Source organism: Bacteroides clarus YIT 12056, assembly GCF_900129655.1.
Classification (GTDB): Bacteria; Bacteroidota; Bacteroidia; order Bacteroidales; family Bacteroidaceae; genus Bacteroides; species Bacteroides clarus.
Genome location: NZ_FQWK01000004.1, coordinates 339,110 through 364,379 on the forward strand (window position 1 = coordinate 339,110; position 25,270 = coordinate 364,379).

The window sequence follows — 25,270 nt, forward strand, 5'->3', positions numbered from 1 at the left end:
TTTATGTATTTTTGCATGATATTTATGCAGTAAAGGGCATTGTATAGCCAAAAGAATAAATTATAAAGTTATATATAATAATATGTATAGATCACACACCTGTGGAGAATTGCGTATCTCCGACGTTAATAAGCAAGTGACGCTGGCAGGTTGGGTACAGCGCAGCCGTAAGATGGGAGGTATGACATTCGTAGACCTTCGCGACCGTTACGGAATCACCCAATTAGTATTTAATGAAGAAGTAGATGCCGAACTTTGCGAGCAGGCCAACCGCTTGGGCCGTGAATTCGTAATTCAAATAGTAGGAACGGTAAATGAGCGTTTCAGCAAAAACAAAAATATTCCTACGGGAGATATCGAAATCATCGTTTCGGAACTGAATGTGCTTAATTCAGCTTTAACTCCGCCTTTCACAATCGAAGATAATACGGACGGCGGCGATGATATCCGTATGAAATACCGTTATCTGGACTTACGCCGCGCCGCAGTACGCAAGAATCTGGAGTTGCGCCATAAAATGACAATCGAGGTACGTAAATATCTGGATAGCAAAGGATTCATTGAAGTAGAGACTCCTCTTCTCATCGGTTCCACCCCAGAAGGCGCGCGCGACTTTGTTGTTCCCTCACGTATGAACCCGGGACAATTCTATGCACTGCCGCAGAGCCCTCAAACATTGAAGCAATTACTGATGGTTTCAGGCTTTGACCGCTACTTCCAAATCGCGAAATGTTTCCGTGACGAAGACCTCCGTGCCGACCGCCAACCGGAATTTACACAAATCGACTGTGAAATGTCTTTTGTACAACAAGACGATGTAATCGAGCTCTTTGAAGGTATGGCAAAGTACCTTTTCAAGGAAATTCGTGGTGTTGAGTTGACAGAACCGTTCCAGCGGATGCCTTGGGCGGATGCCATGAAATATTATGGTAGCGACAAACCCGATTTGCGCTTCGGTATGAAGTTTGTGGAATTGATGGACATCATGAAAGGCCATGGTTTCTCTGTATTCGACAATGCCGCATATATCGGCGGTATTTGTGCGGAAGGCGCCGCAAGCTACACCCGCAAACAATTGGACGCCTTGACCGAATTCGTAAAGAAACCGCAAATCGGAGCAAAGGGTATGGTATATGCCCGTATAGAAGCTGACGGTACTGTAAAATCGAGTGTCGACAAGTTCTATACACAAGAAGTTCTGCAAGATATGAAAGCAGCCTTTGGCGCAAAACCCGGCGACTTGATTCTTATCTTGAGCGGTGATGATGTAATGAAAACCCGCAAGCAATTGAACGAACTTCGTCTTGAAATGGGTAATCAATTAGGCTTACGCGACAAGAATAAGTTTGCATTGCTTTGGATAGTCGACTTCCCCATGTTTGAATGGAGTGAAGAAGAAGGTCGCTTAATGGCTATGCATCATCCGTTTACGCATCCGAAAGATGAAGATATTCCTTTGTTGGACACAGATCCTGCGGCTGTTCGTGCCGATGCTTACGATATGGTATGTAACGGTATTGAAGTGGGGGGTGGCTCTATCCGTATCCACGATGCCCAATTGCAGGCTAAGATGTTCGAAATATTGGGCTTCACCCCGGAAAAGGCTGAAGAACAGTTCGGCTTTTTGATGAATGCCTTCAAATTCGGCGCACCTCCTCATGGCGGTTTGGCTTACGGCCTTGACCGTTGGGTAAGCATCTTTGCCGGCCTCGACAGTATCCGTGACTGCATTGCATTCCCGAAGAATAACTCCGGCCGCGATGTCATGTTGGATGCGCCTTCGGTCATCGACCAAAAGCAATTGGATGAACTGAACCTTATTGTTGAGGTAAAAGAATAAAAACCAGAGAACAGGAGAGAGTGAAAGAGTCCACACGTATTTGCCGTTTTGCAGTAATCGGTACGCTAAACGCCTTAATAACAGCAATCACCATCTGGATAATGATGGATGGATTGGATATTAATTACATGCTCTCCAATGTCACTGCATATATACTGGCACAGACTCATAACTTTATCTGGTGCAAGTATTGGATATTCCCAACAGAAAAAAAGAGCAACACTTGGCGACAAGTGCTGCTCTTTTCCATAGCCTTCGGAATGGCTTATTGCGCACAATTCCTTTTCCTCATCGGATTGGTAGAGGGGTTGAATTGTGATGAATATCTCGCCCAGTTCTTGGGACTATTTGTATATGGCGGAGTTAACTTCTTGATGAACAGAAAGGTCACGTTCAAATAAAAGCACTCCTTTCCTTTAATCTAAGAAGCGTTTGGTCAATCCCTCATAAGCATCGATTCTGCGGTCGCGCAAGAACGGCCACCAACGGCGAACATTCTCCGAACGCTCCATATCCACTTCCACTACAATATTTTCCGGTTGCTCATTACCTGCTTGTACCAAAAATTCACCTTGTGGCCCAACCACAAAGCTATTTCCCCAAAACCGGATACCGTTTGTCTGCATGGAAGGATCGGGTTCATGTCCCACACGATTCACCGAAATAACCGGAAGACCGTTTGCTACGGCATGTCCACGCTGAGAGATTATCCATGCGTTGAGCTGACGGGCTTTCTCATCATCTGTATCACTGCTTTCCCAACCGATAGCGGTAGGATAAATCAGTAATTCGGCTCCTTTCAGCGCCATAAGACGAGCAGCTTCGGGATACCACTGGTCCCAACAAACCAAAACGCCCAATTTCCCCAAAGACGTCTGTATAGGTTCAAATCCCAAATCTCCGGGGGTAAAATAGAACTTTTCATAATAAGCCGGATCGTCCGGAATGTGCATCTTGCGATATTTCCCGGCAATGCTTCCGTCACGTTCAAAAACAACAGCCGTATTATGATATAAACCCGGAGCGCGTTTTTCAAATAACGAGGTTACCAATACAATGTTGTTGGCAGCCGCCAACTCTGAATAGAAACCGGTTGACGGTCCGGGAATAGGTTCCGCCAAGTCAAACAGTTGGGTATTCTCCGTCTGGCAGAAATAGAGTGAGTTGTGCAGTTCCTGCAACACCACTAACTGTGCACCATGAGTGGCACATGCTTCGATACTCTTGGCCAGATTCATCAGATTAATGCGCATATCCGCAACATTTGCCTGCTGAATAATACCGACTTTTATTTTTCTCATAATCTATATTTCTTTTGAATGTTTTTCTTTTTGTCTATCTGATTACTCCTATCGGATATTGCATCGTGACACAGTGCAGCGAACCATGTTGTTTTATCAAAGCACGACAGTCTATACCTACAATCTCATGTCCGGGAAAAGCTTCTTGCAACACCTCTTTGGCGCGGATATCATTCTCCGGCTGATTATACGTAGGATATAACACTGCATCATTCATTATCAAAAAGTTAGCATACGTAGCCGGCAGCCTTTCTCCCTCCACTTCTATTTTATCAGCCATTGGCAGTGCCAACAGTTTATAAGGTTCTCCTGCGAGTGTTCGGAACGTTTTAAGCTGCTCTTCCATTCGATACAATTCCTCATAATGTTCATCATTCACATCCCGGCACTGCACATAAGCAATCGTATCCGGCGAGCACAAACGGACAAGCGTATCTATGTGGCTGTCCGTATCATCTCCGGCCAAATATCCATAATCCAGCCAAAGTACCCGTTCAAGATGAAAGGCGGAGCAAAGATACTCCTCAATCTCCACTTTATTTAGCTGACCATTACGGTTAGGCGACAGCAGGCACTCCGAAGTGGTAAGCAATGTTCCCATACCGTCACTTTCAATGGAACCGCCTTCCAGCACAAAACCTAAACGGTTCACATATCGTCCTGTTAGAATTCCGGTTTCAACAGCCCGGCGTGTTATTTGATTGTCTTTGTCCGAAGCGAATTTCAAGCCCCAACCGTTAAATGTAAAATCAAGCAGAGAAGGCCCTTCCGTATCTATCATTGTGATAACTCCATGGTCGCGCGCCCAAGTATCATTCGTCTCACACTCCAGAAAACGAACATTATCCATGTTGACCGTCATGGAGATTTGCTTTTTTACTTCCTCCGGTTCCGGAGTTACGATTAGCAGCAACTCCCGCTTTGCTATTTCGGAAGCAATGGCAATAAAACATTGCTGTACCTCTTCCAGCATATAAGCCCAGTCGGTATTCGCATGAGGCCATGTAAGCTGTATACCGCTCTGTAAAGTCCATTCTGCAGGCAGGTGAGGAGCACGTGTTTCCACCTGGAAGGTCATATTCTTGCCCAAACGCACTTGGCAATCTTTTTCCGTTCCTCCACCCAGGGGAAGTCCGACAAAATATCCCATATCATTCTAAGTCATTTAATTCGTTAAGTAAGGCAATGAAACTCGAGTACCGATATTCCTGAATCTCAATCTTCGTAAAGCCCTATTCTGCATTTCCCTAGTTCTACTTTAGAATTCTGAATCTCAGCTCTACGTTTCCATATCTCGACTTAAGGTTCGGAATACATTTATTTCTTTTCTTCCTTAGGCTTTCTGTCAAAGAACGGATTCTTGGAAGATGCGCTGACCGGAATAGCGAATACAGCCTTGCAATCTTTCAGCCAATTCATTCGCTGCGCAGCCAGCCCCGCAGAAAACATTACCCGGGTATCTACCCTCATATCGGCGGCCATAGCGCAAGCCGATCCGACGGCAATCCCCACATCAACTGTATTCAAGGCGCATGGTACCCCCTCGGAACGTCCGGCACAAGTTGGAAAACCACAATGTCCGCAGTTCAAGCCTTGTGCCTGCTCGCGCGTACCTATTATAACGACACATTCGGCCTGTAAGACATTTGCGGCATCACGAAGAAAGAACTTCATGCCCAGCTCTTCGGCCATGGCAATCATTTTTTCCGAAAGCTTTTTCAAATCTTCTCCCGTAACCAGCGCTGTCTCAATTACATCTACACCTTTTCCTTTAGGCGCCGTACGTGCAGCGGTCATCATTTGTCTCGCCACATTGAGCACATGTTCATGGCGGCAATCCCGTTCGTTTTGTATCATACTTTTTCCTGAATTAATTAGTGATACAAAGATAAAAGTATAAAGTTATCTTTGCAAATCTTTTTTCCTTACCTTTGCAATAAAGACTAAAGTATTTATTTATGCTACAAATAGAGGATGCCAGTATTGCATACGGTGATGAGATATTATTCTCCAAATTCAACCTGCAATTGAAAAGGGGAGAGATTGCCAGCATTTCCGGTTCGTCGGGATGCGGGAAGACATCTCTTCTCAATGCCATACTGGGTTTTACTCCGTTAAAAGAAGGACGTATTACAGTCAATAACATCATATTGGATAAAAACAGCATAGACCTCATTCGCAAACAAATAGCTTGGATTCCACAAGAATTGGCACTTCCGTTAGAATGGGTAAGAGACATGATTCAACTACCTTTCGGTCTAAAAGCCAATCGAACCACACCGTTTTCCGAAACACAATTATTCAACTGCTTTGAGGAATTAGGACTCGAAGGAGAACTATATTATAAGCGTGTAAATGAGATATCCGGCGGACAACGCCAACGTATGATGATAGCCGTAGCTTCCATGATTAACAAACCTTTAATCATCGTAGACGAGCCAACCTCTGCGCTCGACTCGGGCTCTACGGAGAGAGTACTTGCCTTTTTACGGCATCAAACCCGTAAGGGAACCGCTGTGCTGGCTGTGTCACACGACAAAGATTTTACCGGAGGATGTGACCGGCATATAATAATGTAATCAACCTGATAAAAATAAAACCATGAGTTTTGCCGGATTTGTCTTTGATATGATACGCCGTGATAAGGAGAATCGCAATTTACGTCTTCTTCGCCGGGAACGTCTCAATGAACGTTTAGATAAAATGTACAAAGGGCATGGTATGCCACGAAACACAACAGCAGAAGACATGGAAAAGATAACCAGACTTACCCGGCAAAAGGAATATTCCGAGCAGAGGCACACCGTGCGGATGATGTTGATTATTATGGGAATTTGTATTCTTACTGCGTCTGTATTGGTTTTCATATTTACCCGCTAATTCCATAAGAAAAAAAAGGCCTACCGAAATACTAATGAATTTTCCAAGATTTATTAATAAATTCCTGGAAATTTATTAATAAATTCTTCCGTAATTTATTAATAGCGCTACCTTTGCATTACAAGCTATCGGAAATATTCATGGGAACTATCGACATATCATACCTCAGCCTGGGTATCGGACTACTTCTACTATTAATACCCTTATTCTATATATGGAAGTTCAAGACAGGTCTACTGCGTGCAACTCTCATCGGTACGGCGCGTATGATTGTGCAGCTTTTCTTCATCGGCGTCTATCTGAGATTCCTTTTTCTGTGGAATAATCCGTGGATTAATTTTTTATGGGTAATCGTCATGATACTCGTAGCTTCGCAAACGGCATTGGCACGCACACAACTGAAACGCAAGATATTACTGATACCTATATCCATAGGCTTTCTGTGTAGTGTGGTATGTGTGGGAATGTATTTCATAGGAATCGTGCTGCGTCTTGAAAATGTGTTCAGTGCCCAGTATTTCATTCCAATTTTCGGTATACTGATGGGGAATATGCTATCCAGCAATGTCATAGCCCTAAATACTTATTATAGCGGATTGAAACGCGAACAACAACTTTACCGTTATCTGCTTGGCAACGGGGCTACCCGTACCGAAGCACAAGCACCGTTTATCCGTCAGGCTATTATCAAGGCATTCAGTCCGCTCATCGCCAATATCTCCGTCATGGGTTTGGTCGCATTTCCCGGAACAATGATCGGACAGATATTGGGTGGGAGCAGTCCGAATGTCGCTATCAAATATCAGATGATGATTATGGTTATCACATTTACGGCATCTATGCTTTCGCTGATGATAACCATTTCATTGGCTTCGCGTAAGTCTTTCGACGCTTACGGAAAGTTACAACCTGTCATGATAGAAAAAAAAGTAAAAAGTAAATCGTAGTTCACTACTTTTTCGTATATTTGCAACCAAATTTTCTACTGATAATGAAAATTAAGGAGATAGTAAGCGCCCTTGAACGGTTCGCGCCTCTGCCATTGCAAGACGGATTTGATAATGCCGGCCTGCAAATAGGATTGACAGATGCGGAAGCAACAGGGGCTTTGTTGTGTCTTGACGTTACTGAAGCCGTATTGGATGAAGCGATTGCGTTAGGATATAATCTTGTTATATCGCATCATCCGCTCATTTTTAAAGGTTATAAATCCATTACAGGAAAGGATTATGTGGAACGTTGTATCTTGAAAGCCATCAAGAACGACATTGTCATTTATTCCGCCCACACCAACCTTGATAATGCGCCGGAAGGAGTAAATTTCAAGATTGCCGAGAAAATAGGATTGAAGAATGTACGTGTACTGGAAGCTAAAGAAAACGCTTTGCTGAAGTTGGTCACATTTGTTCCTACAGACCGGGCGGAAGAAGTACGCGCGGCATTGGCATCTGCCGGATGCGGATGTGTAGGCAATTATGATTCGTGCAGCTACAATGTGGAAGGTGAGGGGATGTTCCGTGCCCGTGAAGGCGCCAATCCTTATTGTGGGGAAATCAGTGAACTGCATGTGGAAAAAGAAGTGCGTATCGAAACCATTCTGCCAACTTACCGAAAAGCGGAAATGATAAAAGCGTTACTTACCGCACATCCATACGAGGAACCTGCATTTGATTTATATCCGTTGCAAAACTCTTGGCAACAGGCCGGAGCAGGCGTTATCGGCGAATTGGAAACTCCGGAAACCGAGTTGGAATTCTTAAAGCGTATCAAGAAAACCTTTGAAGCAGGTTGCCTGAGACACAACAAACTGACCGGACGCGAGATACAAACCGTTGCTCTATGTGGTGGTGCAGGTGCTTTCCTTATGCCGCTTGCCATACGTAACCATGCAGATGTCTTCATCACTGGCGAGATAAAATATCACGATTATTTCGGCCATGATACAGATATCCTGTTGGCGGAGATAGGGCATTACGAAAGCGAACAATATACAAAAGAAATATTTTATACAATAATCCGGGAGTTGTTTCCTAATGTTGAGGTTCAACAGAGTAAAGTGAATACAAATCCCATAAAATACATGTAATTAAAATGGCTAAAGAAGCAAAAAAAGATCCCCAGGAATTGACAGTGGAACAAAAACTGAAAGCCTTGTTCCAACTACAGACTATGTTGTCTAAAATCGATGAAATCAAGACGTTGAGAGGCGAGCTTCCTTTGGAAGTGCAAGACTTGGAAGATGAAATTGCCGGTTTGAGTACCCGCATCGAAAGAATCCAGTCGGAAGTTGCCGATTTGAAATCCGCTATCGCAACCAAGAGAGTGGAAATCGAAACAGCAAAGGCTTCTGTAGCTAAATATAAAGAGCAACAGGAAAATGTACGCAATAACCGCGAATATGACTTCCTGAGTAAAGAGATAGAGTTCCAAACTTTGGAAATTGAACTTTGCGAAAAGAGAATTAAAGAATTCTCCGCCGATGAAGAAATTAAATCTCAGGAAGCTGCAGACAGTACCGCTGCTTTGGAAGAAAGGCAAAAAGACCTGGACGTAAAGAAGAATGAATTGGACGAAATCATCTCAGAGACCAAGCAGGAAGAAGAAAAACTGAGAGACAAGGCTAAAGAGCTCGAAACTAAAATAGAGCCGCGTTTGCTTCAATCTTTCAAACGTATCCGCAAGAACTCACGTAATGGTCTGGGTATCGTGTACGTACAGCGTGACGCTTGTGGCGGTTGCTTCAACAAGATTCCGCCCCAAAGACAATTGGATATTCGTTCACGCAAGAAAATCATTGTTTGCGAATATTGCGGACGTATTATGATTGACCCTGAACTGGCAGGTATCACTCCCGAAGTGAAAGAAGAACCGGTAAAGGAAAAGCCGACAAGAAGCAGAAAGAAAGCGGCAGACGCTGAATAAATTCCGCAAGAATCGCGATAAACAAATAAAGGTTTAGGTTGTTATCAATCCCATAAAATAACAACCTAAACCTTTTTTTATGAGTATAAAAGCTTGGAGCAGTACATTGCTCGTCCTATGTTTTTCTTTTGCGGCATGGGCACAGAACAGCAGCCGCTACTTGGAAAAACCGCTTCCACAAGGCTGGGGAACCGAAACTGCTCATGCCATCCCCGGAGACGATAATATGTTCGACGGCCAAATACAACCCGTAAATGACAAATGGTGGAAGGCTTTTGATGATCCGATGCTCGATTCACTGATAACAACGGCATCCACCAAGAACTTTTCAGTTCTTTCAGCCATAGACCGCATGGATATGGCGAAAACCAATTGGCGAATAGAACGGGGGAGTTTCTTTCCTTCCGTTTCCTTGAATGGTGGATGGGCACGTCAGCAAAGTAGCGGTAACGTAAGTGAAGTGCCACAATCCATAACCGGAGCATACAGTGCCTCGCTCAATGCAAGTTGGGAACTGGATATATTCGGAAATATCCGGCAACGGGTAAAAGCGCAGCGGGAAAATTTTGCCGCCAGCAAAGAAGAATACACCTCTGTTATGATTTCACTGTGCGCACAAATAGCGTCAGCCTACATCGGGCTACGTGAATTACAGCAAGAATTAAATGTCGTCACCCATAACTGCAATACGCAAGCGGCAGTGCTTGAAATTACCCGGGTCCGCTATAAAACTGGATTGGTATCCAAGCTGGATGTGTCTCAAGCCAAGTCTGTATACTACAGCACCAAAGCATCTATTCCTCAACTGGAATCCGGTATTAATCAATATATTACCACTCTGGCCATTTTACTCGGAACTTATCCTCAAGACATTCGCCCCACATTGGAGCAAAACGGTAAACTCCCCGATTATATGGAACCCGTAGGTGTCGGCATTCCGGCCGATTTGCTACTTCGCCGCCCGGATATCCGGCAGGCCGAACGGCAAGTCAATGCACAGGCTGCCTTACTTGGAGCTTCTAAAAGCGATTGGCTACCGCAGGTTTTTCTAAAAGGTTCCGTAGGCTACTCTTCTCATGACTTGAAGAATCTTACCAAACGAAACAGCATGACATTTGAGATTGCGCCAAGTCTTAGCTGGACCGTGTTCAGCGGTACAAAACTGGTGAATGCGACCCGGTTGGCACGTGCGCAATTGGATGAATCCATCCATCAGTTTAATCAAACAGTGCTCACAGCCGTGCAGGAAACTGATAATGCCATGAACGGTTACCGTAATTCTATCAAGCAGATTGTTGCCCTGCGCGAAGTATGCAATCAGGGAGAAGAAACTTTAAAACTATCATTAGACCTCTATAAGCAGGGATTGACCCCTTTTCAAAACGTTCTGGACGCCCTCCGCTCATTGCTGACTTATCAAAATCAGCTGACACATGCTCAGGGTAACTCACTGCAAGAGCTTATATCGCTCTACAAAGCATTGGGAGGAGGATATGAAATCACTAATCTCTAAATTTAAACCGAACCATATATGAAAAATCAAATGTACATCGCCCTGCTTGTCCTACCGTTATTGGCAGGATGCGGGAATAAAAAAGAAGCGGCACATACAATGCCTGCTCCGGAAATCAGCGTAGCCCGTCCAAGTGTACAAGACATTACACTTACTAAAAACTACCCCGGCTATCTGACCTCTGAAAAAACGGTAGATTTAGTAGGCAGAGTCAGTGGTACGCTGCAAACCGTAGCCTATACACCCGGTAGCCGGGTACATCAAGGACAAGTGCTTTTCCAAATTGAACCAACTGTTTATCAAGATAATGTGCGACAGGCGGAGGCGGCTCTGAATACGGCACGGGCCAATCTTGAATATGCGCAGAACAATTATGCCCGTATGCAGGAAGCCGCAAAAACGGATGCCGTCAGTCAGATACAGGTATTGCAATCCAAATCGAATGTGGCTACTTCACTGGCAGCCGTAAGTAATGCCGAAGCTGCATTGAATACAGCACGCACCAACTTGGGTTATTGTACGGTACGTGCTCCGTTCGACGGAACAATCAGTCGCAACCTTGCAGATGCGGGAAGTTATATAAACGGCAGTGCGCAACCTGTAACCTTGGCTACCATTTATAAAGACGATCATCTGTATTCCTATTTTAATGTAGCAGATAATCAATGGCTTGCCATGCTGATACAGCAGGGGGAAAGCATTCCCAAACAGGTCAATGTCAGCTTGGGGAAAGACGGCATACTGAATTATCCGGCACAGCTGGATTATCTTTCGCCCAATGTAGACTTGAATACCGGCACACTGAATATTCGTGCCCGACTGGATAATCCCAAAGGTATCTTGAAAAGCGGACTTTATGTCAGCATCACACTACCTTATGGAAAACAGAAAAATGCAATCCTCATACCTGATGCCTCTATCGGTACAGACCAACTGGGTAAATACGTGTATGTAGTCAATGATTCGGACATCGTGCACTACCGTCACATCGAGACAGGACAACTGATAGGGGACAGTCTGCGGCAAATAAAACAAGGAATTTCCCCGCAGGAAAGGTATGTAACGAAAGCCCTGATGAAAGTCAGAAACGGCATGCGGATAAACCCCGTCCAATAATTCACACTGTATATATCACCATTCAAAAAAACAAGGAATTATGTTTTCAAAATTCTTCATAGACCGTCCCATATTCGCAACTGTACTGGCACTGCTCATTGTCGTGGCGGGATTGGTCACGCTGGGCATTCTACCCATTGCGCAATACCCGGACATTACACCGCCTACCGTACAGGTGAGTGCTGTTTATCCCGGAGCCAATGCGCAGACGGTGGCTCAAACCGTCGGTATTCCTATCGAGCAGCAAGTCAACGGAGTAGACGGGATGCTTTATATGTCTTCCAACTCATCCTCATCGGGGGCATATTCGCTTACCATTACTTTTGCAGTAGGTACAGATATTGACATGGCTACCGTACAGGTGCAAAACCGGGTTAGTGTGGCGCAATCATCACTGCCTGCCCCTGTAGTGGTACAAGGAGTTACGGTGCAGAAGCAGTCCAGCAATATCGTTATGTTCCTGACAATGAAGTCCGACAACAAAAATTACGACGGTCTTTACCTCAGCAACTATGCCAAACTGAATCTTGTGGATCAATTGACCCGTGTACCCGGTGTGGGTGCAGTCAATGTAATGGGAGCAGGAGACTATTCCATGCGCATCTGGCTCGACCCTGACGCTATGCGTATCCGTAATCTCTCACCGGCAGATGTTTATCAGGCTATTCAGGCGCAGAATGTAGAGGTTAGCGCCGGAAACGTAGGACAGCCTATCGGAAATGACAACAGGAATGCTTATCAATACAGCCTGACTGTAAAAGGGAGGCTGACTTCACCCGAGGAATTCGGTAACATTATCCTTCGTACGGACAGCGGCGGAAAGATTCTCCGTCTGCGTGATGTAGCCCATATAAACCTGGGCTCGGCATCTTACAGTGTCGTCTCTCAGCTGAACGGAAAACCTACAGCTGCCATCGCCATTTACCAGCAACCGGGAAGCAATTCATTAGACGTATCAAAAGGTGTCAAAACAAAGATGCAAGAGTTATCGCAGAATTTCCCGGCAGGCATACAGTATAATGTAACGCTCGATACAACAGACGTTATCCATGCATCCATTGACGAAGTAATGGTGACTTTCTTTGAAACAACGCTATTGGTAGTGCTTGTAATCTTCCTCTTTCTACAAAACTGGCGGGCTGTCATCATTCCTTGTATCACGATACCTGTTTCACTGATTGGTACGCTGGCAATCATGTCGTTATTCGGTTTCTCTATCAATACATTAACACTATTCGGACTGATATTGGCGGTTGCCATCGTAGTGGATGATGCTATTGTGGTTGTAGAAAACTCCATGCGTCTGTTGGATACCGGGCGATATACGGCACGGCAAGCTGTAACGGAAGCAATGGGAGAAATTACAGGCCCCATCGTGGGGGTGGTTTTAGTATTGCTTGCCGTATTTATCCCTACCACCCTTGTCAGCGGAATATCAGGACAGTTGTACAAACAGTTTGCCTTGACCATTGCAGCCAGTACCGTACTAAGCGGTATCAACTCACTGACTCTGACACCTGCACTCTGCGCATTAATGCTTCAACCCGCCAAACCCTCGAAATTTCCTCTGTATAAAGGATTTAACCGTTTATACGACAAGACGCAAGGAGTATATGACAAAGTAGTGGGCTATTTGTTGCAACGGCCTTTTGTCGCAATGGCTTCCTATGCTGTATTTACGATAATCGCTGTATTGCTGTTCGTTAAGTGGCCCTCTACTTTTATACCGGAAGAAGATGACGGATATTTCCTCGCTGTTGTGCAACTTCCACCTGCATCAAGCTTGGAACGCACGCAAGCAGTGGGAAAACAAATCAATGCTTTGCTCGACACTTATCCCGAAGTAAAGAATTATATCGGAATATCCGGCTTTTCCGTTATGGGCGGGGGAGAACAGAGCAATGCCGCCACCTACTTCGTTGTCCTGAAAAACTGGAATGAACGCAAAGGGAAGAAACATACGGCATCGGCCGTCGTTGACCGTTTCAATATGGAAGCCTACGGTATTCAGGAAGCTGAAGTCTTTGCAATGGTTCCGCCCGCCATTCCCGGGCTGGGTGCCACCGGCGGGCTGCAACTGCAATTGGAAGACCGTAACAATCTCGGTACTACCGAAATGCAGCGTGCCGTAGAAAATTTAATGGAGCACTATCGTGAGTATCCGGCCTTGGCATCTGTCAGCAGCCAATATCAAGCAAATGTTCCTCAGTATTTCCTGAATATAGACCGAGACAAAGTGCAATTAATGGGCATACAGTTGAACAGCGTTTTCACCGCCTTAGGATATTATATGGGGGAAGCCTACGTTAACGACTATGTACAGTTCGGACGCATTTACCAAGTAAAATTGGGAGCTGGCGACCGCGCCCAACGTGTTATTGACGACGTACTCAAATTAAGTGTATCTAATGCTTCGGGAGAGATGGTCCCTTTCTCTTCTTTCACACAGATAGACGAACAACTGGGTATGGACCAAATCAACCGGTATAATATGTATTCTACCGCATCCATTACCTGCAATGCTTCTCCGGGAAGTAGCTCCGGAGAAGCTATCAAGCAAGTGGAGAGTCTGATAAAGAATCAACTCGGTAATGAATTCGGCTACGAATGGACTTCCGTTGCCTATCAAGAGACACAGGCAGGAACAACTACAACTGTCGTCTTTATCATGGCGTTATTAGTGGCTTTCCTCGTACTCGCCGCACAATACGAAAGTTGGACCAGCCCGGTATCTGCCGTAATGGGGCTTCCGGTAGCATTGCTCGGCGCAATGCTGGGGTGTTATGTAATGGGAACTCCGGTCAGTATCTACACTCAAATCGGTATAATCCTGTTAGTGGCGCTATCCGCCAAGAACGGCATCCTGATTGTAGAATTCGCACGTGATTTCCGTGCACAAGGTAACAGTATCCGTGACGCTGCATTCCAGGCGGGACACATCCGGCTTCGTCCTATTCTGATGACTTCATTGGCATTTGTGCTGGGAGTCATGCCACTTCTGTTTGCCACAGGGGCAGGGGCGGGAAGCCGTGTTGCTCTTGGAGCGGCAGTGGTGTTCGGTATGGCGCTAAATACATTACTTGCAACGGTTTATATTCCTAATTTCTATGAACTGATGCAAAAGCTGCAAGAAAAGTTCGGAAAGAATATAGCCAAATAAAAAAGTCCAGTTTCCTTATTTTGAATTAATTTCATACATTTGCGGATTGAGCAAATGTATGAAATTAATAATATGGGACTTAGATATACTTTAATATATGTGTTGTGTTTCAGCATGAGTATCGCTTTGCAAGCACAACAGCAAACATTGGAAAGCAAAATTGGCGATTTCCTTAAAGGAAAGAAAGCCATGGTAGGCGTGGCTGTACTGACAGACCGGAACAAAATCCTGCTGCACAACAACAAGATGAACTATCCGTTGCTAAGCGTATTCAAATTCCACGTAGCACTAACTGTATTGGACAAGATGAACAAGCAGGGAACTCCATTAGACCATATCGTTCATGTAAAAGCATCTCAGTTGCAGCCAAATACTTACAGTCCGTTACGGCAAAAGTATCCCAATCAAGATCTCGATATCTCATTAGGAGAGCTTTTACGATACAGCATCTCGCTAAGTGATAACAATGCTTGCGACATCCTCATAGAATATGCCGGTGGGATAGGGCATATCCATCAGTATATTAACAAGTTAGGCGTCTGCGATTTTAATCTGTCCGAAACGGAAGATTCCATGCACCGGAATCCCTCAAAGACATATCTGAATTGGAGTACTCCCGCTGAAATGGTACGATTACTGGAAATAGCTGACAAAAAGGAACTATTCGATCCCATATACAAAGATTTTTTATGGAATACCATGATAGCAACCAGTACCGGAAGTAATAAACTGAAGGGATTATTGCCTTCCAATGCAATTGTAGGACATAAGACAGGCTCTTCCGACCGTAATTCGGAAGGTGTGAAAATTGCAGATAATGATGCCGGAGTCGTAATCATGCCTGACGGAAAGAAGTATTATATTGCCGTTTTTGTAATGAATTCACGTGAGACAGACGATGAAAATGCCGCTATTATCGCCCGTATTTCCCGGATGGTATACGATGAATACTTATCTGAAAACTATATCTCCCAAGAGGGAGAGAGATAAGTATAGGGCTGAACCATATTCATCCCGTAACTGAATGCCTTTCAGTCCCGGAGTGAGTATGATTCGTTTGGTAAGTAATTCAAAGGCTTGTGTAGTCAGGAATATCTTGTAAGAAAGTATAGCCATTCCGCTCATAATCCATACGGCAGCAATAATGCCTGATACCATTGCTCACTATCAGATAGTCCACTTTCAATACCATGTTATAGCGGGTAATCTGATCGAAAACCTTTTGGGTGATTTCTACCTCGGGAGCTTTATATTCTATAATCATACGCGCTGTAAGGTCTCGTCTATAAAGAACTGTATCACAACGTTTTTTAGTACCGTTTAACTGTACCTGCACTTCGTTTGCCATAAGCGCCTGCGGATAACTCTTATGTGCCATAAGAAAGTGCACAAAATGCTGTCGTACCCACTCTTCCGGAGTCAAGGCAACATATCGGCGACGGATAACATCAAAAATACTCCTTTTTCCATCCCTTACAACAATCTTGGCATCAAACGCAGGCAGATTCAGTGAGAACATTCTACTTTAATTTCTTGTTTTTACTTTTTTATTGTATTTTTGTGAGTTAAATAATCGCTTCCTAACGACTTTAGGGAACAAATTTAATGAAATCTTATGAAAACAAAAGAAGAAATCGTAGCTAATTGGCTACCCCGTTACACAAAACGTAACCTGGAAGATTTTGGAGAGTATATTCTGTTGACCAACTTCAACAAGTATGTAGAAATTTTCGCCGAAAAATTCAATGTTCCCATTCTTGGTAAGGATGCCAATATGATTTCTGCCAGCGCGGAAGGAATGACTATTATCAACTTCGGAATGGGAAGCCCTAATGCCGCCATTATCATGGATTTATTAAGCGCCATCCAACCCAAAGCCTGTCTGTTTCTGGGCAAATGCGGAGGCATAGACAAGAAAAACAGGATAGGAGATCTTATCCTTCCAATCGCCGCTATCCGCGGTGAAGGTACTTCAAACGACTATTTTCCGCCGGAAGTACCGTCATTGCCGGCATTTATGTTACAGCGTGCCGTTTCTTCCGCCATTCGTGACTATGCCCGTGATTATTGGACAGGTACTGTATACACCACCAACCGTCGCATTTGGGAACATGATGAAGGTTTTAAAAAATATCTCAAGAAAACCCGTGCCATGGCAGTTGATATGGAGACGGCAACCTTGTTCAGCTGCGGTTTTGCCAACCATATTCCAACCGGCGCCTTGCTATTAGTATCCGACCAGCCCATGATTCCGGAAGGCGTCAAGACTGATAAAAGCGATAGCATAGTAACTCAAAACTATGTAACAGAGCATGTTGAAATCGGTATCGCATCTCTACGTATGATTATTGATGAAAAGAAAACGGTAAAACATCTGAAATTCGACTGGTAAAACCAAGAAACATGGCAAAGCAAGATATTACATGTGACGACATCATAAAGGAGTTGAAAACCGGACAATACCGCCCTATTTATTATTTAATGGGAGAAGAACCGTATTACATCGATCTCATTTCAGACTATATAACAGATAATGTTCTGAACGAAACCGAAAAGGAATTCAACTTAACCGTAGTATACGGCGCAGATGTAGATGTGGCTACAATCATCAATGCTGCCAAACGCTATCCAATGATGTCCGAACACCAGGTAGTAGTAGTGAAGGAAGCACAAAACATACGCAATATGGAGGAACTTTCCTACTATCTTCAAAAGCCCTTGCTATCCACCATATTGGTAATATGCCACAAACATGGTGTATTGGACAGAAGGAAAAAGCTTGCTGCCGAAATAGAGAAGTCCGGTATACTGTTTGAGTCCAAAAAAGTAAAAGATGCCCAACTACCGGCATTCATCACATCTTATATGAAGCGTAAGGGAGTAGATCTTGAACCCAAAGCAACTTCCATGCTTGCCGATTTTGTGGGAACCGACCTCAGCCGCCTTACCGGTGAGCTGGAGAAACTGATTATTACACTTCCAAAAGGTCAGACACGCATCACCCCCGAACAGATAGAGCATAACATAGGAATCAGTAAGGATTATAATAACTTTGAACTTCGTAGCGCCATTGTAGAAAAGGATGTTTTAAAAGCTAATAGAATAATAAAATATTTTGAAGAAAATCCGAAAACCAATCCAATTCAAATGACTTTATCTTTACTTTTTGGCTTCTTTTCCAACTTAATGTTAGCTTATTATGCTCCTGAAAAGTCTGAGCAGGGCATTGCCGCATTCTTAGGTTTAAAGAGTCCATGGCAGTCTCGTGAATATCTCAATGCCATGCGGAGATATAATGGGGTAAAGACCATGCAAATCATTGGAGAAATACGATATGCAGATGCCAAATCTAAAGGAGTAGGAAACTCTTCATTAAACGACGGAGCTCTCTTGCGGGAGTTGGTCTTTAAAATCTTACATTGATTTCCACATTTGCTTCTCTTTATATAAAAGAAGGAAATATAAAAATAACTCATTTCTATATCATATTGTCACATTTAGGGGGGATTTCCCCCTTTTTTTCTATTATCATGATTCCTCAACGGTGTAGAAAAAGAGATAATAAATTGTAATACAATAAAATACGCTAAAAATAAGCCTCTGAGAATCTTTTTTTTCCAACCATTCGGACTTTTATATTGAAAGAAAGCAAAGATTTTATTGTTGCTACATTACAAAGTAATAAAAGATTAGTTCATTTCTATTTTGTTACCCATTTTCATTTAAGAAAGAGTATGCCCCTCATTAAGTTTAGTAAACTTAATGAGAGAATAGTTGTATGATACAACCATGGTATATTACTTATGTAAAAATTGGAATATACAAATATATACACTATAACTATATTATATTACAAATAGAAACACAACAATAGAAATATATTTGTAAAAGCACTTGTTTACAAACACGATATACATTATTACATTTTTATTGTATAAATGGTTAACCGTATTAAAATTAAAGGATATAGCATTGTAAATCAGATGTATATAATATTTTATTATACCAATAGATTATAAAGATCGGGGATATAATTAAAAACATTTGTAACATACACATCTTAGTGGGTATAATATAGGAATATACCATTGTATACCAGCTTAATATATGATTATATTAAAGCTAATATCATAACTATTTTTTATATATTTCAAGTGTTTACAAAAATACAAATGACATAAGTAAACAAATGCAGTACTCTTGTGATTTTGTTAATATTACATTTTTAATTTGCTTTTGTGATTTCTATTTTTTACTTTTGTAATCAGATTAAAAAGAGATACAATTGTAATAATATCTACGCTATGAGTATAAAGGACAGATTCAAGATGATAATGGACCGGGAACAATTAACTGCGGGAGCATTTGCAGAAAGCATAGATGTAGCTCAAGCCACTATCTCCCATATTTTAAGTTCCCGCAATAATCCAAGTACGGAAGTCATTTTAAAACTGCACAAGCGATATAATGACATCAATCTTGAATGGCTGCTGACAGGGAAAGGAAATATGAGCAATAACTCCCCATCTACTGAAGATGGCGGATTTGACTATCCTTTATTCGCTGACAATCCGGAAAACCTGTCCAATGAGACGAGTGCATCGGAAAATCGCAAGGAAATCGCATTAGAAACAGTACAAAAATCACCTAAAGAGGTTGTAAAACAAGAGATTATCTATAAAGAAAGACCACCCAGAAAAATAACTGAAATAAGAATTTTCTTTGATGATAATACTTATGAGACATTCAAATCGGAAAATTAAGAGGTAACTACGGCTATTTGCACAAATTCCCGTATCTTTGCAGCCAAAAGATAATTCTTCTATATAGATAATATGAAAAAATATATTTTAGATCTGACAGTGACTGAGAACGTCCGGCTGCATACCAACTATGCGCTGTTGAAATTGACTTCCTCGTCCCTGCTCCCGGAAATGCTTCCGGGACAATTTGCAGAGATTCGCGTAGATGGTTCACCCAGTACTTTCTTGCGACGTCCTATCTCTATTAATTATGTAGATAAACAACGGAACGAGGTATGGTTTCTAATTCAACTTGTAGGAGATGGAACCAGACGCTTAGGTGAAGCAAAACCAGGAGATGTAATCAATGTAGTGCTTCCATTAGGAAATAGCTTCACAATGCCTGAAAAGCCCTCAGATAAGCTCTTATTAGTAGGCGGTGGTGTAGGTACGGCACCAATGTTATATTTAGGCGGGCAATTGGCGAAAAACGGAAGCAAACCAACCTTTTTATTAGGTGCCAGAAGCGACAAGGATTTGCTGCAATTGGAAGAATTTGCTGCCTACGGGGAAGTATATACTACAACAGAAGACGGTAGTCATGGCGAAAAAGGATATGTTACCCAACATTCTATATTGAGCAAGGTGGACTTCGAGCAAATATATACCTGTGGTCCCAAGCCGATGATGATGGCTGTAGCTAAATATGCCAAAAGTAAAGATATCAGTTGTGAAGTATCTTTAGAAAACATGATGGCATGTGGCATAGGCGCTTGTTTATGTTGTGTGGAAAATACTACAGAAGGTCATTTATGTGTATGTAAAGAAGGTCCGGTTTTTAATATAAACAAACTATTATGGCAGATTTAAATGTAAACATTGGCGAATTGCATATGAAGAATCCGGTAATGACGGCATCCGGAACTTTTGGATACGGTGAAGAATTCGCCGATTTCATCGATATATCGCGAATAGGTGGTATAATTGTAAAGGGCACTACTCTTCACAAACGTGAAGGAAATCCATATCCACGTATGGCAGAGACTCCTTCCGGCATGTTAAACGCTGTAGGACTGCAAAATAAGGGTGTCCATCACTTTGTTGAACATATCTATCCGCGCATTAAGAATATAAAAACTAATATGATTGTAAATGTTTCAGGTTCTGCTATCGAAGATTATATGGAAACTGCTGCAATCATTAATGAACTTGTAAATATTCCTGCTATAGAATTAAATATATCCTGTCCTAATGTAAAGCAAGGTGGAATGGCATTTGGTGTCACAGCCAAAGGAGCTGAAGAAGTGGTAAAAGCTGTGCGCTCAGTTTACAAAAAGACACTTATCGTAAAACTGTCACCTAATGTTACAGACATCACAGAGATAGCACGTGCAGCCGAAAATGGAGGTGCAGACAGTGTATCTCTTATCAATACCCTGTTAGGAATGGCTGTAGACGCGGAACGCAGACGTCCCATCCTTTCTACGGTGACAGGCGGCATGTCCGGAGCGGCAGTGAAACCTATTGCGCTCCGCATGGTATGGCAAGTTGCTAAGGCAGTAAAAATACCGGTCATAGGCTTAGGGGGTATCATGAATTGGAAAGATGCTGTGGAATTTATGCTTGCAGGAGCCTCCGCTATCCAGATTGGTACAGCAAACTTTATTGATCCGGCAATTACTGTGAAGGTTGCAGAAGGTATTGATGACTACCTAAACAGACATGGATATAAGTCGGTTAAGGAAATAATTGGCGCACTTGAGGTATGACAAATTACAAAGTATAGCCATTCGCAAGTTATTTTCATAAAAAAGGACATTCAACTTGAATGTCCTTTTTCTTTTTATTTACATCTTACAGATTACTCGCCTAATAAATCAGGGCGCAACTTCCGAGTTCTTTCAAGAGACTGTTGCAACTCCCATTCCTTAATTTTAGCCTCATGGCCGGATAGTAAAATATCCGGAACTTTCCAACCTTTATAATCAGCCGGGCGTGTATATACAGGAGCGGCTAAAAGATTATCTTGAAAAGAATCGGAAAGAGCTGATTGCTCGTCAGAGATAACCCCCGGTATGATACGTACAATCGCATCGGCCATAACAGCAGCAGCTAATTCGCCACCCGTCAGTACATAGTCTCCGATACTGATTTCCTTCGTTATGAGGTGTTCGCGAATACGATAGTCAATCCCCTTGAAATGTCCGCAAAGGATAATGAGATTTTTTGCGAGAGATAGCGTATTGGCCATAGGCTGATTAAACTGTTCACCGTCCGGAGTCGTAAAAATCACCTCGTCATACTCCCGTTCCGCCTTCAAAGCATTGATACAACGTTCTATGGGTTCTATCTTCATAACCATTCCGGCAAACCCGCCAAAAGGATAATCATCTACCCGGCGATATTTATCTTCGGTATAATCACGAAGATTATGAATATGGATTTCTGCAAGCCCCTTGTTTTGAGCACGTTTCATGATGGAGCAATTGAAGAACCCTTCAATCATTTCCGGCAAAACAGTAATGATATCAATACGCATATATTTAATTTTTCCGCAAAAATAGTGTAAGTTAAGAGTAAAAGCAAAAAATATTCGGGAGAAACCCGTATTTTTGCGTTCAAACACCAGAATCATTATGACCATAAAAGAAAAGATAGACCAGCTGCGCGCCGATTTACATCGGCACAACTATAATTATTACGTATTGAATACTCCCGAAATATCTGATAAAGAGTTCGATGACAGGATGCGTGAATTACAGGAACTTGAAAAAGAACATCCGGAATATCAAGATGAAAACTCACCTACCATGCGTGTGGGGAGTGACTTGAATAAGAATTTCACTCAGGTAGCTCACAAATATCCTATGCTTTCATTGGGAAATACCTATTCTGAAAATGAAGTGACAGACTTTTACGACCGAGTAAAGAAAGCCTTGAATGAAGATTTTGAGATATGTTGTGAGTTAAAATACGACGGTACATCCATTTCACTGACTTACGAAAATGGCAAACTGGTACGTGCCGTAACTCGTGGAGACGGTGAAAAAGGCGATGATGTAACGGATAATGTAAAAACAATCCGTACCATACCATTAATACTCCATGGCAATTACCCTGCATTATTTGAAATCAGAGGAGAAATCTTGATGCCTTGGGAAGTGTTTGAAGAGTTGAACCGGGAAAAGGAAGCGCGCGAAGAACCGCTTTTCGCTAATCCACGCAATGCAGCCTCCGGAACTTTAAAGCTGCAAAATTCCGCCATTGTAGCCTCTCGGAAACTTGATGCCTATTTGTATTATCTGCTGGGAGAAGAATTGCCTTGTGACGGTCATTATGAAAATCTGCAAGCAGCAGCCGGCTGGGGATTTAAAATCTCGGAACACACAAAAAAGGCGCACAGCCTTGAGGAAGTATTTGAATACATCAGATATTGGGATACCGAACGCAAGAATTTACCGGTAGCGACAGACGGTATTGTTCTAAAAGTCAACAGTATGCGTCAACAGAAAAATCTCGGTTTTACCGCGAAATCTCCCCGATGGGCAATCGCGTATAAGTTTCAGGCAGAACGGGCTTTGACTCGCTTAAATAAAGTCACTTATCAAGTAGGACGCACCGGAGCTGTAACTCCCGTTGCCAATTTAGACCCGGTACAACTATCCGGAACTATCGTAAAGAGAGCTTCTCTACACAATGCCGATATTATCGAAGGGCTGGATTTACATATCGGAGACATGGTTTACGTAGAGAAAGGTGGAGAAATCATTCCTAAAATTACGGGAGTAGACAAAGATGCACGCGGTATGCTTATCGGCGAAAAAGTGAAATTCATCACTCACTGTCCCGAATGTGGCAGCAAGTTGATACGCTACGAAGGAGAAGCTGCCCATTATTGTCCTAACGAGACATCCTGCCCACCTCAGATTAAAGGTAAGATAGAGCATTTTATCAGCCGTAAGGCAATGAATATCGACGGACTAGGCCCGGAAACCGTAGATATGTTCTATCGTTTGGGATTAATTAAGAATACGGCAGATTTATATCAGCTCACGACAGACGATATTAAGAACTTGGACCGTATGGGTGAGAAATCGGCGGAGAATATCATTAAAGGAATCGAAGCAAGCAAAGAGGTTCCATTTGAAAGAGTACTCTTTGCCTTGGGTATCCGCTTTGTAGGAGAAACTGTGGCCAAGAAAATAGCCAAGTCCTTTAATGATATAGACGAACTGGAAAATGCGAACCTCGAAAAACTGATAAACATCGATGAAATCGGGGAAAAAATAGCGCAAAGCATTCTGGCATACTTCGCAAATCCATTGAACCGGGAGTTGGTAGAACGTTTGAAATCCACCGGATTGCAGCTCTATCGCAGAGAAGAGGATTTAAGCGGATATACGGATAAATTGGCGGGACAATCCATTGTTATAAGCGGTGTGTTCGCGCACCATTCAAGAGACGAATACAAAGAGTTGATAGAAAAAAATGGCGGAAAGAATGTCGGTAGTATCTCTGCCAAAACCAGTTTTATCCTGGCAGGGGAGAATATGGGTCCAGCCAAATTGGAAAAAGCTCACAAACTGGGCATAAGGATTATGAGCGAAGATGAGTTTTTAGCGCTCATATCCTAACAAATTTCCACAAAAAGCTTTTTTATAGCTTATATTTGTATGGTAAATCGAAAAAAATCGTACTTTTGCGAGTCATTTAATTAGAGATTACTTTATAATACTCATGATACAGACTAGATTGAAAGGAATGGGGGTAGCGCTGATTACTCCATTTAAAGAGGATGAAAGCGTTGATTACGATGCATTGATGCGTTTAGTAGACTATCAGCTTCAAAACAACACTGATTTTTTATGCGTGCTTGGCACTACGGCAGAAACTCCGACACTGACTGAAGAGGAAAAAAAGAAAATCAAGAAGATGGTTATCGAGCGTGTGAATGGGAAAATACCTATTCTGCTTGGAGTAGGCGGAAATAATACTCGCGCTATAGTAGAAACTCTGAAAAATGACGATTTTACAGGAGTAGATGCCATTCTTTCTGTCGTTCCATATTATAATAAACCTTCTCAAGAGGGAATTTACCAGCACTATAAAGCAATTTCCGAGGCTACCGACCTTCCGATTGTGCTTTATAATGTACCGGGGCGTACGGGCGTAAATATGAAAGCCGAAACCACCCTGCGTATCGCACGCGATTTTAAGAACGTAATCGCAATTAAAGAAGCATCAGGCGATATCAGCCAGATGGATGACATCATAAAAAACAAACCTGCTAATTTTGACGTTATTTCGGGCGATGACGGCATCACCTTCCCTTTGATTACCTTAGGAGCAGTTGGTATCATTTCGGTCATTGGAAATGCCTTTCCGCGCGAATTTAGCCGTATGGTACGTCTGGCATTGCAAGGAGATTATCAAAATGCGCTGACCATACACCACAAATTTGCGGAATTATTCAAATTGCTCTTTGTTGACGGTAATCCTGCCGGAGTAAAAGCCATGCTGAATGCAATGGGAATGATTGAGAATAAGCTTCGCTTGCCGCTAGTACCTACCAGAATCACGACTTTTGAAGCTATGCGCAAGATATTAAACGAATTGAATATCAAATGCTGAAACAAGCCTTATTAAACTATAAGAAGCCTCGTATAGAAATACGGGGCTTTTTTATTGCAAGAACAGGTCATATTCGCTATATTATTGTGGACTGATATGATATATATATCAAAATACGGTTTGATATACATCATATTTATTTTTCATACGATGATAAAATTCTTT

23 protein-coding genes are annotated in these 25,270 nt (G+C 42.7%); 18 read left to right on the top strand and 5 right to left on the bottom strand.

Features of this window, described 5'->3' with window-relative positions; genetic code table 11:
- Nucleotides 1-82: 82 nt before the first annotated feature.
- Both aspS and BUB52_RS08835 read left to right on the top strand, forming a co-directional pair.
- The gene (gene aspS / locus BUB52_RS08830) at nucleotides 83-1,840 is read left to right on the top strand and encodes an aspartate--tRNA ligase (protein WP_009120922.1); all 1,758 of its coding nucleotides are present in this window, start codon (nucleotides 83-85) and stop codon (nucleotides 1,838-1,840) included.
- A 20-nt stretch (nucleotides 1,841-1,860) separates the two neighbouring features.
- On the top strand, nucleotides 1,861-2,241 hold the full coding sequence (locus BUB52_RS08835; RefSeq protein ID WP_009120921.1) for a GtrA family protein: 381 nt from the start codon (nucleotides 1,861-1,863) through the stop codon (nucleotides 2,239-2,241).
- A 15-nt stretch (nucleotides 2,242-2,256) separates the two neighbouring features.
- On the opposite strand, the gene BUB52_RS08840 is transcribed toward BUB52_RS08835, so the two are convergent.
- From BUB52_RS08840 to BUB52_RS08850, 3 genes are all read right to left on the bottom strand, one after another.
- The gene (locus BUB52_RS08840; protein WP_009120920.1) at nucleotides 2,257-3,141 is read right to left on the bottom strand and encodes a carbon-nitrogen hydrolase; all 885 of its coding nucleotides are present in this window, start codon (nucleotides 3,139-3,141) and stop codon (nucleotides 2,257-2,259) included.
- A gap of 34 nt (nucleotides 3,142-3,175) precedes the next feature.
- The gene (locus tag BUB52_RS08845) at nucleotides 3,176-4,291 is read right to left on the bottom strand and encodes an agmatine deiminase family protein (protein WP_009120919.1); all 1,116 of its coding nucleotides are present in this window, start codon (nucleotides 4,289-4,291) and stop codon (nucleotides 3,176-3,178) included.
- 167 nt (nucleotides 4,292-4,458) lie between these two features.
- Complete coding sequence (locus BUB52_RS08850; RefSeq protein WP_009120918.1) at nucleotides 4,459-4,998, bottom strand: ferredoxin domain-containing protein; 540 nt, start codon at nucleotides 4,996-4,998, stop codon at nucleotides 4,459-4,461.
- A gap of 101 nt (nucleotides 4,999-5,099) precedes the next feature.
- Here BUB52_RS08850 and BUB52_RS08855 point away from each other — a divergent pair, with 101 nt between their 5' ends.
- The 9 genes from BUB52_RS08855 to bla all read left to right on the top strand — a co-directional run bounded on the left by BUB52_RS08855 (nucleotide 5,100) and on the right by bla (nucleotide 15,722).
- Nucleotides 5,100-5,720, top strand: a complete 621-nt coding sequence (locus BUB52_RS08855) for an ABC transporter ATP-binding protein (protein ID WP_009120917.1) — start codon at nucleotides 5,100-5,102, stop codon at nucleotides 5,718-5,720.
- Nucleotides 5,721-5,742: 22 nt separating this feature from the next.
- Nucleotides 5,743-6,021: a hypothetical protein gene (locus tag BUB52_RS08860; protein WP_009120916.1), complete on the top strand. Its 279-nt coding sequence runs from the start codon at nucleotides 5,743-5,745 to the stop codon at nucleotides 6,019-6,021.
- 140 nt (nucleotides 6,022-6,161) lie between these two features.
- Nucleotides 6,162-6,968 carry an ABC transporter permease gene (locus BUB52_RS08865; RefSeq protein ID WP_009120915.1) on the top strand — a complete coding sequence of 269 codons (807 nt, stop codon included), beginning with the start codon at nucleotides 6,162-6,164 and terminating at the stop codon, nucleotides 6,966-6,968.
- A gap of 44 nt (nucleotides 6,969-7,012) precedes the next feature.
- Nucleotides 7,013-8,107: a Nif3-like dinuclear metal center hexameric protein gene (locus tag BUB52_RS08870; RefSeq protein ID WP_009120914.1), complete on the top strand. Its 1,095-nt coding sequence runs from the start codon at nucleotides 7,013-7,015 to the stop codon at nucleotides 8,105-8,107.
- Between the two features lie 5 nt (nucleotides 8,108-8,112).
- Nucleotides 8,113-8,943, top strand: a complete 831-nt coding sequence (locus BUB52_RS08875; RefSeq protein WP_009120913.1) for a zinc ribbon domain-containing protein — start codon at nucleotides 8,113-8,115, stop codon at nucleotides 8,941-8,943.
- Between the two features lie 79 nt (nucleotides 8,944-9,022).
- Nucleotides 9,023-10,456: an efflux transporter outer membrane subunit gene (locus BUB52_RS08880; protein ID WP_009120912.1), complete on the top strand. Its 1,434-nt coding sequence runs from the start codon at nucleotides 9,023-9,025 to the stop codon at nucleotides 10,454-10,456.
- Nucleotides 10,457-10,474: 18 nt separating this feature from the next.
- Nucleotides 10,475-11,572, top strand: coding sequence for an efflux RND transporter periplasmic adaptor subunit (locus tag BUB52_RS08885; protein ID WP_009120911.1), 1,098 nt, complete (start codon nucleotides 10,475-10,477; stop codon nucleotides 11,570-11,572).
- Between the two features lie 40 nt (nucleotides 11,573-11,612).
- Complete coding sequence (locus BUB52_RS08890; protein ID WP_009120910.1) at nucleotides 11,613-14,732, top strand: efflux RND transporter permease subunit; 3,120 nt, start codon at nucleotides 11,613-11,615, stop codon at nucleotides 14,730-14,732.
- Nucleotides 14,733-14,804: 72 nt separating this feature from the next.
- Nucleotides 14,805-15,722: a class A beta-lactamase, subclass A2 gene (bla, locus tag BUB52_RS08895; RefSeq protein WP_039950410.1), complete on the top strand. Its 918-nt coding sequence runs from the start codon at nucleotides 14,805-14,807 to the stop codon at nucleotides 15,720-15,722.
- Between the two features lie 79 nt (nucleotides 15,723-15,801).
- Here bla and BUB52_RS08900 read toward each other — a convergent pair whose 3' ends face one another.
- Complete coding sequence (locus BUB52_RS08900) at nucleotides 15,802-16,251, bottom strand: type I restriction enzyme HsdR N-terminal domain-containing protein (RefSeq protein WP_009120908.1); 450 nt, start codon at nucleotides 16,249-16,251, stop codon at nucleotides 15,802-15,804.
- Between the two features lie 96 nt (nucleotides 16,252-16,347).
- Here BUB52_RS08900 and BUB52_RS08905 point away from each other — a divergent pair, with 96 nt between their 5' ends.
- The 5 genes from BUB52_RS08905 (at nucleotide 16,348) to BUB52_RS08925 (ending at nucleotide 21,243) form a co-directional block, all read left to right on the top strand.
- Complete coding sequence (locus tag BUB52_RS08905) at nucleotides 16,348-17,124, top strand: AMP nucleosidase (protein WP_009120907.1); 777 nt, start codon at nucleotides 16,348-16,350, stop codon at nucleotides 17,122-17,124.
- A gap of 11 nt (nucleotides 17,125-17,135) precedes the next feature.
- Nucleotides 17,136-18,155 carry a DNA polymerase III subunit delta gene (holA, locus tag BUB52_RS08910; protein WP_009120906.1) on the top strand — a complete coding sequence of 340 codons (1,020 nt, stop codon included), beginning with the start codon at nucleotides 17,136-17,138 and terminating at the stop codon, nucleotides 18,153-18,155.
- 881 nt (nucleotides 18,156-19,036) lie between these two features.
- Nucleotides 19,037-19,495, top strand: coding sequence for a helix-turn-helix domain-containing protein (locus tag BUB52_RS08915; protein WP_009120904.1), 459 nt, complete (start codon nucleotides 19,037-19,039; stop codon nucleotides 19,493-19,495).
- Nucleotides 19,496-19,567: 72 nt separating this feature from the next.
- Nucleotides 19,568-20,344: a dihydroorotate dehydrogenase electron transfer subunit gene (locus BUB52_RS08920; protein WP_009120903.1), complete on the top strand. Its 777-nt coding sequence runs from the start codon at nucleotides 19,568-19,570 to the stop codon at nucleotides 20,342-20,344.
- Nucleotides 20,332-21,243 carry a dihydroorotate dehydrogenase gene (locus BUB52_RS08925; RefSeq protein ID WP_009120902.1) on the top strand — a complete coding sequence of 304 codons (912 nt, stop codon included), beginning with the start codon at nucleotides 20,332-20,334 and terminating at the stop codon, nucleotides 21,241-21,243. The genes BUB52_RS08920 and BUB52_RS08925 overlap by 13 nt, the downstream gene beginning before the upstream one ends.
- A gap of 92 nt (nucleotides 21,244-21,335) precedes the next feature.
- Here the strand turns inward: BUB52_RS08925 and trmD are convergent, their stop codons facing one another.
- Nucleotides 21,336-22,013 (bottom strand): tRNA (guanosine(37)-N1)-methyltransferase TrmD, encoded by a 678-nt coding sequence (gene trmD, locus BUB52_RS08930; RefSeq protein WP_022219095.1) that lies wholly within the window; start codon nucleotides 22,011-22,013, stop codon nucleotides 21,336-21,338.
- A 97-nt stretch (nucleotides 22,014-22,110) separates the two neighbouring features.
- On the opposite strand from trmD, the gene ligA reads away from it, so the two are divergent.
- Both ligA and dapA read left to right on the top strand, forming a co-directional pair.
- The gene (gene ligA / locus BUB52_RS08935; RefSeq protein ID WP_009120900.1) at nucleotides 22,111-24,108 is read left to right on the top strand and encodes an NAD-dependent DNA ligase LigA; all 1,998 of its coding nucleotides are present in this window, start codon (nucleotides 22,111-22,113) and stop codon (nucleotides 24,106-24,108) included.
- Nucleotides 24,109-24,211: 103 nt separating this feature from the next.
- On the top strand, nucleotides 24,212-25,105 hold the full coding sequence (dapA, locus tag BUB52_RS08940; protein ID WP_009120899.1) for a 4-hydroxy-tetrahydrodipicolinate synthase: 894 nt from the start codon (nucleotides 24,212-24,214) through the stop codon (nucleotides 25,103-25,105).
- The last annotated feature ends 165 nt before the right edge of the window (nucleotides 25,106-25,270 follow it).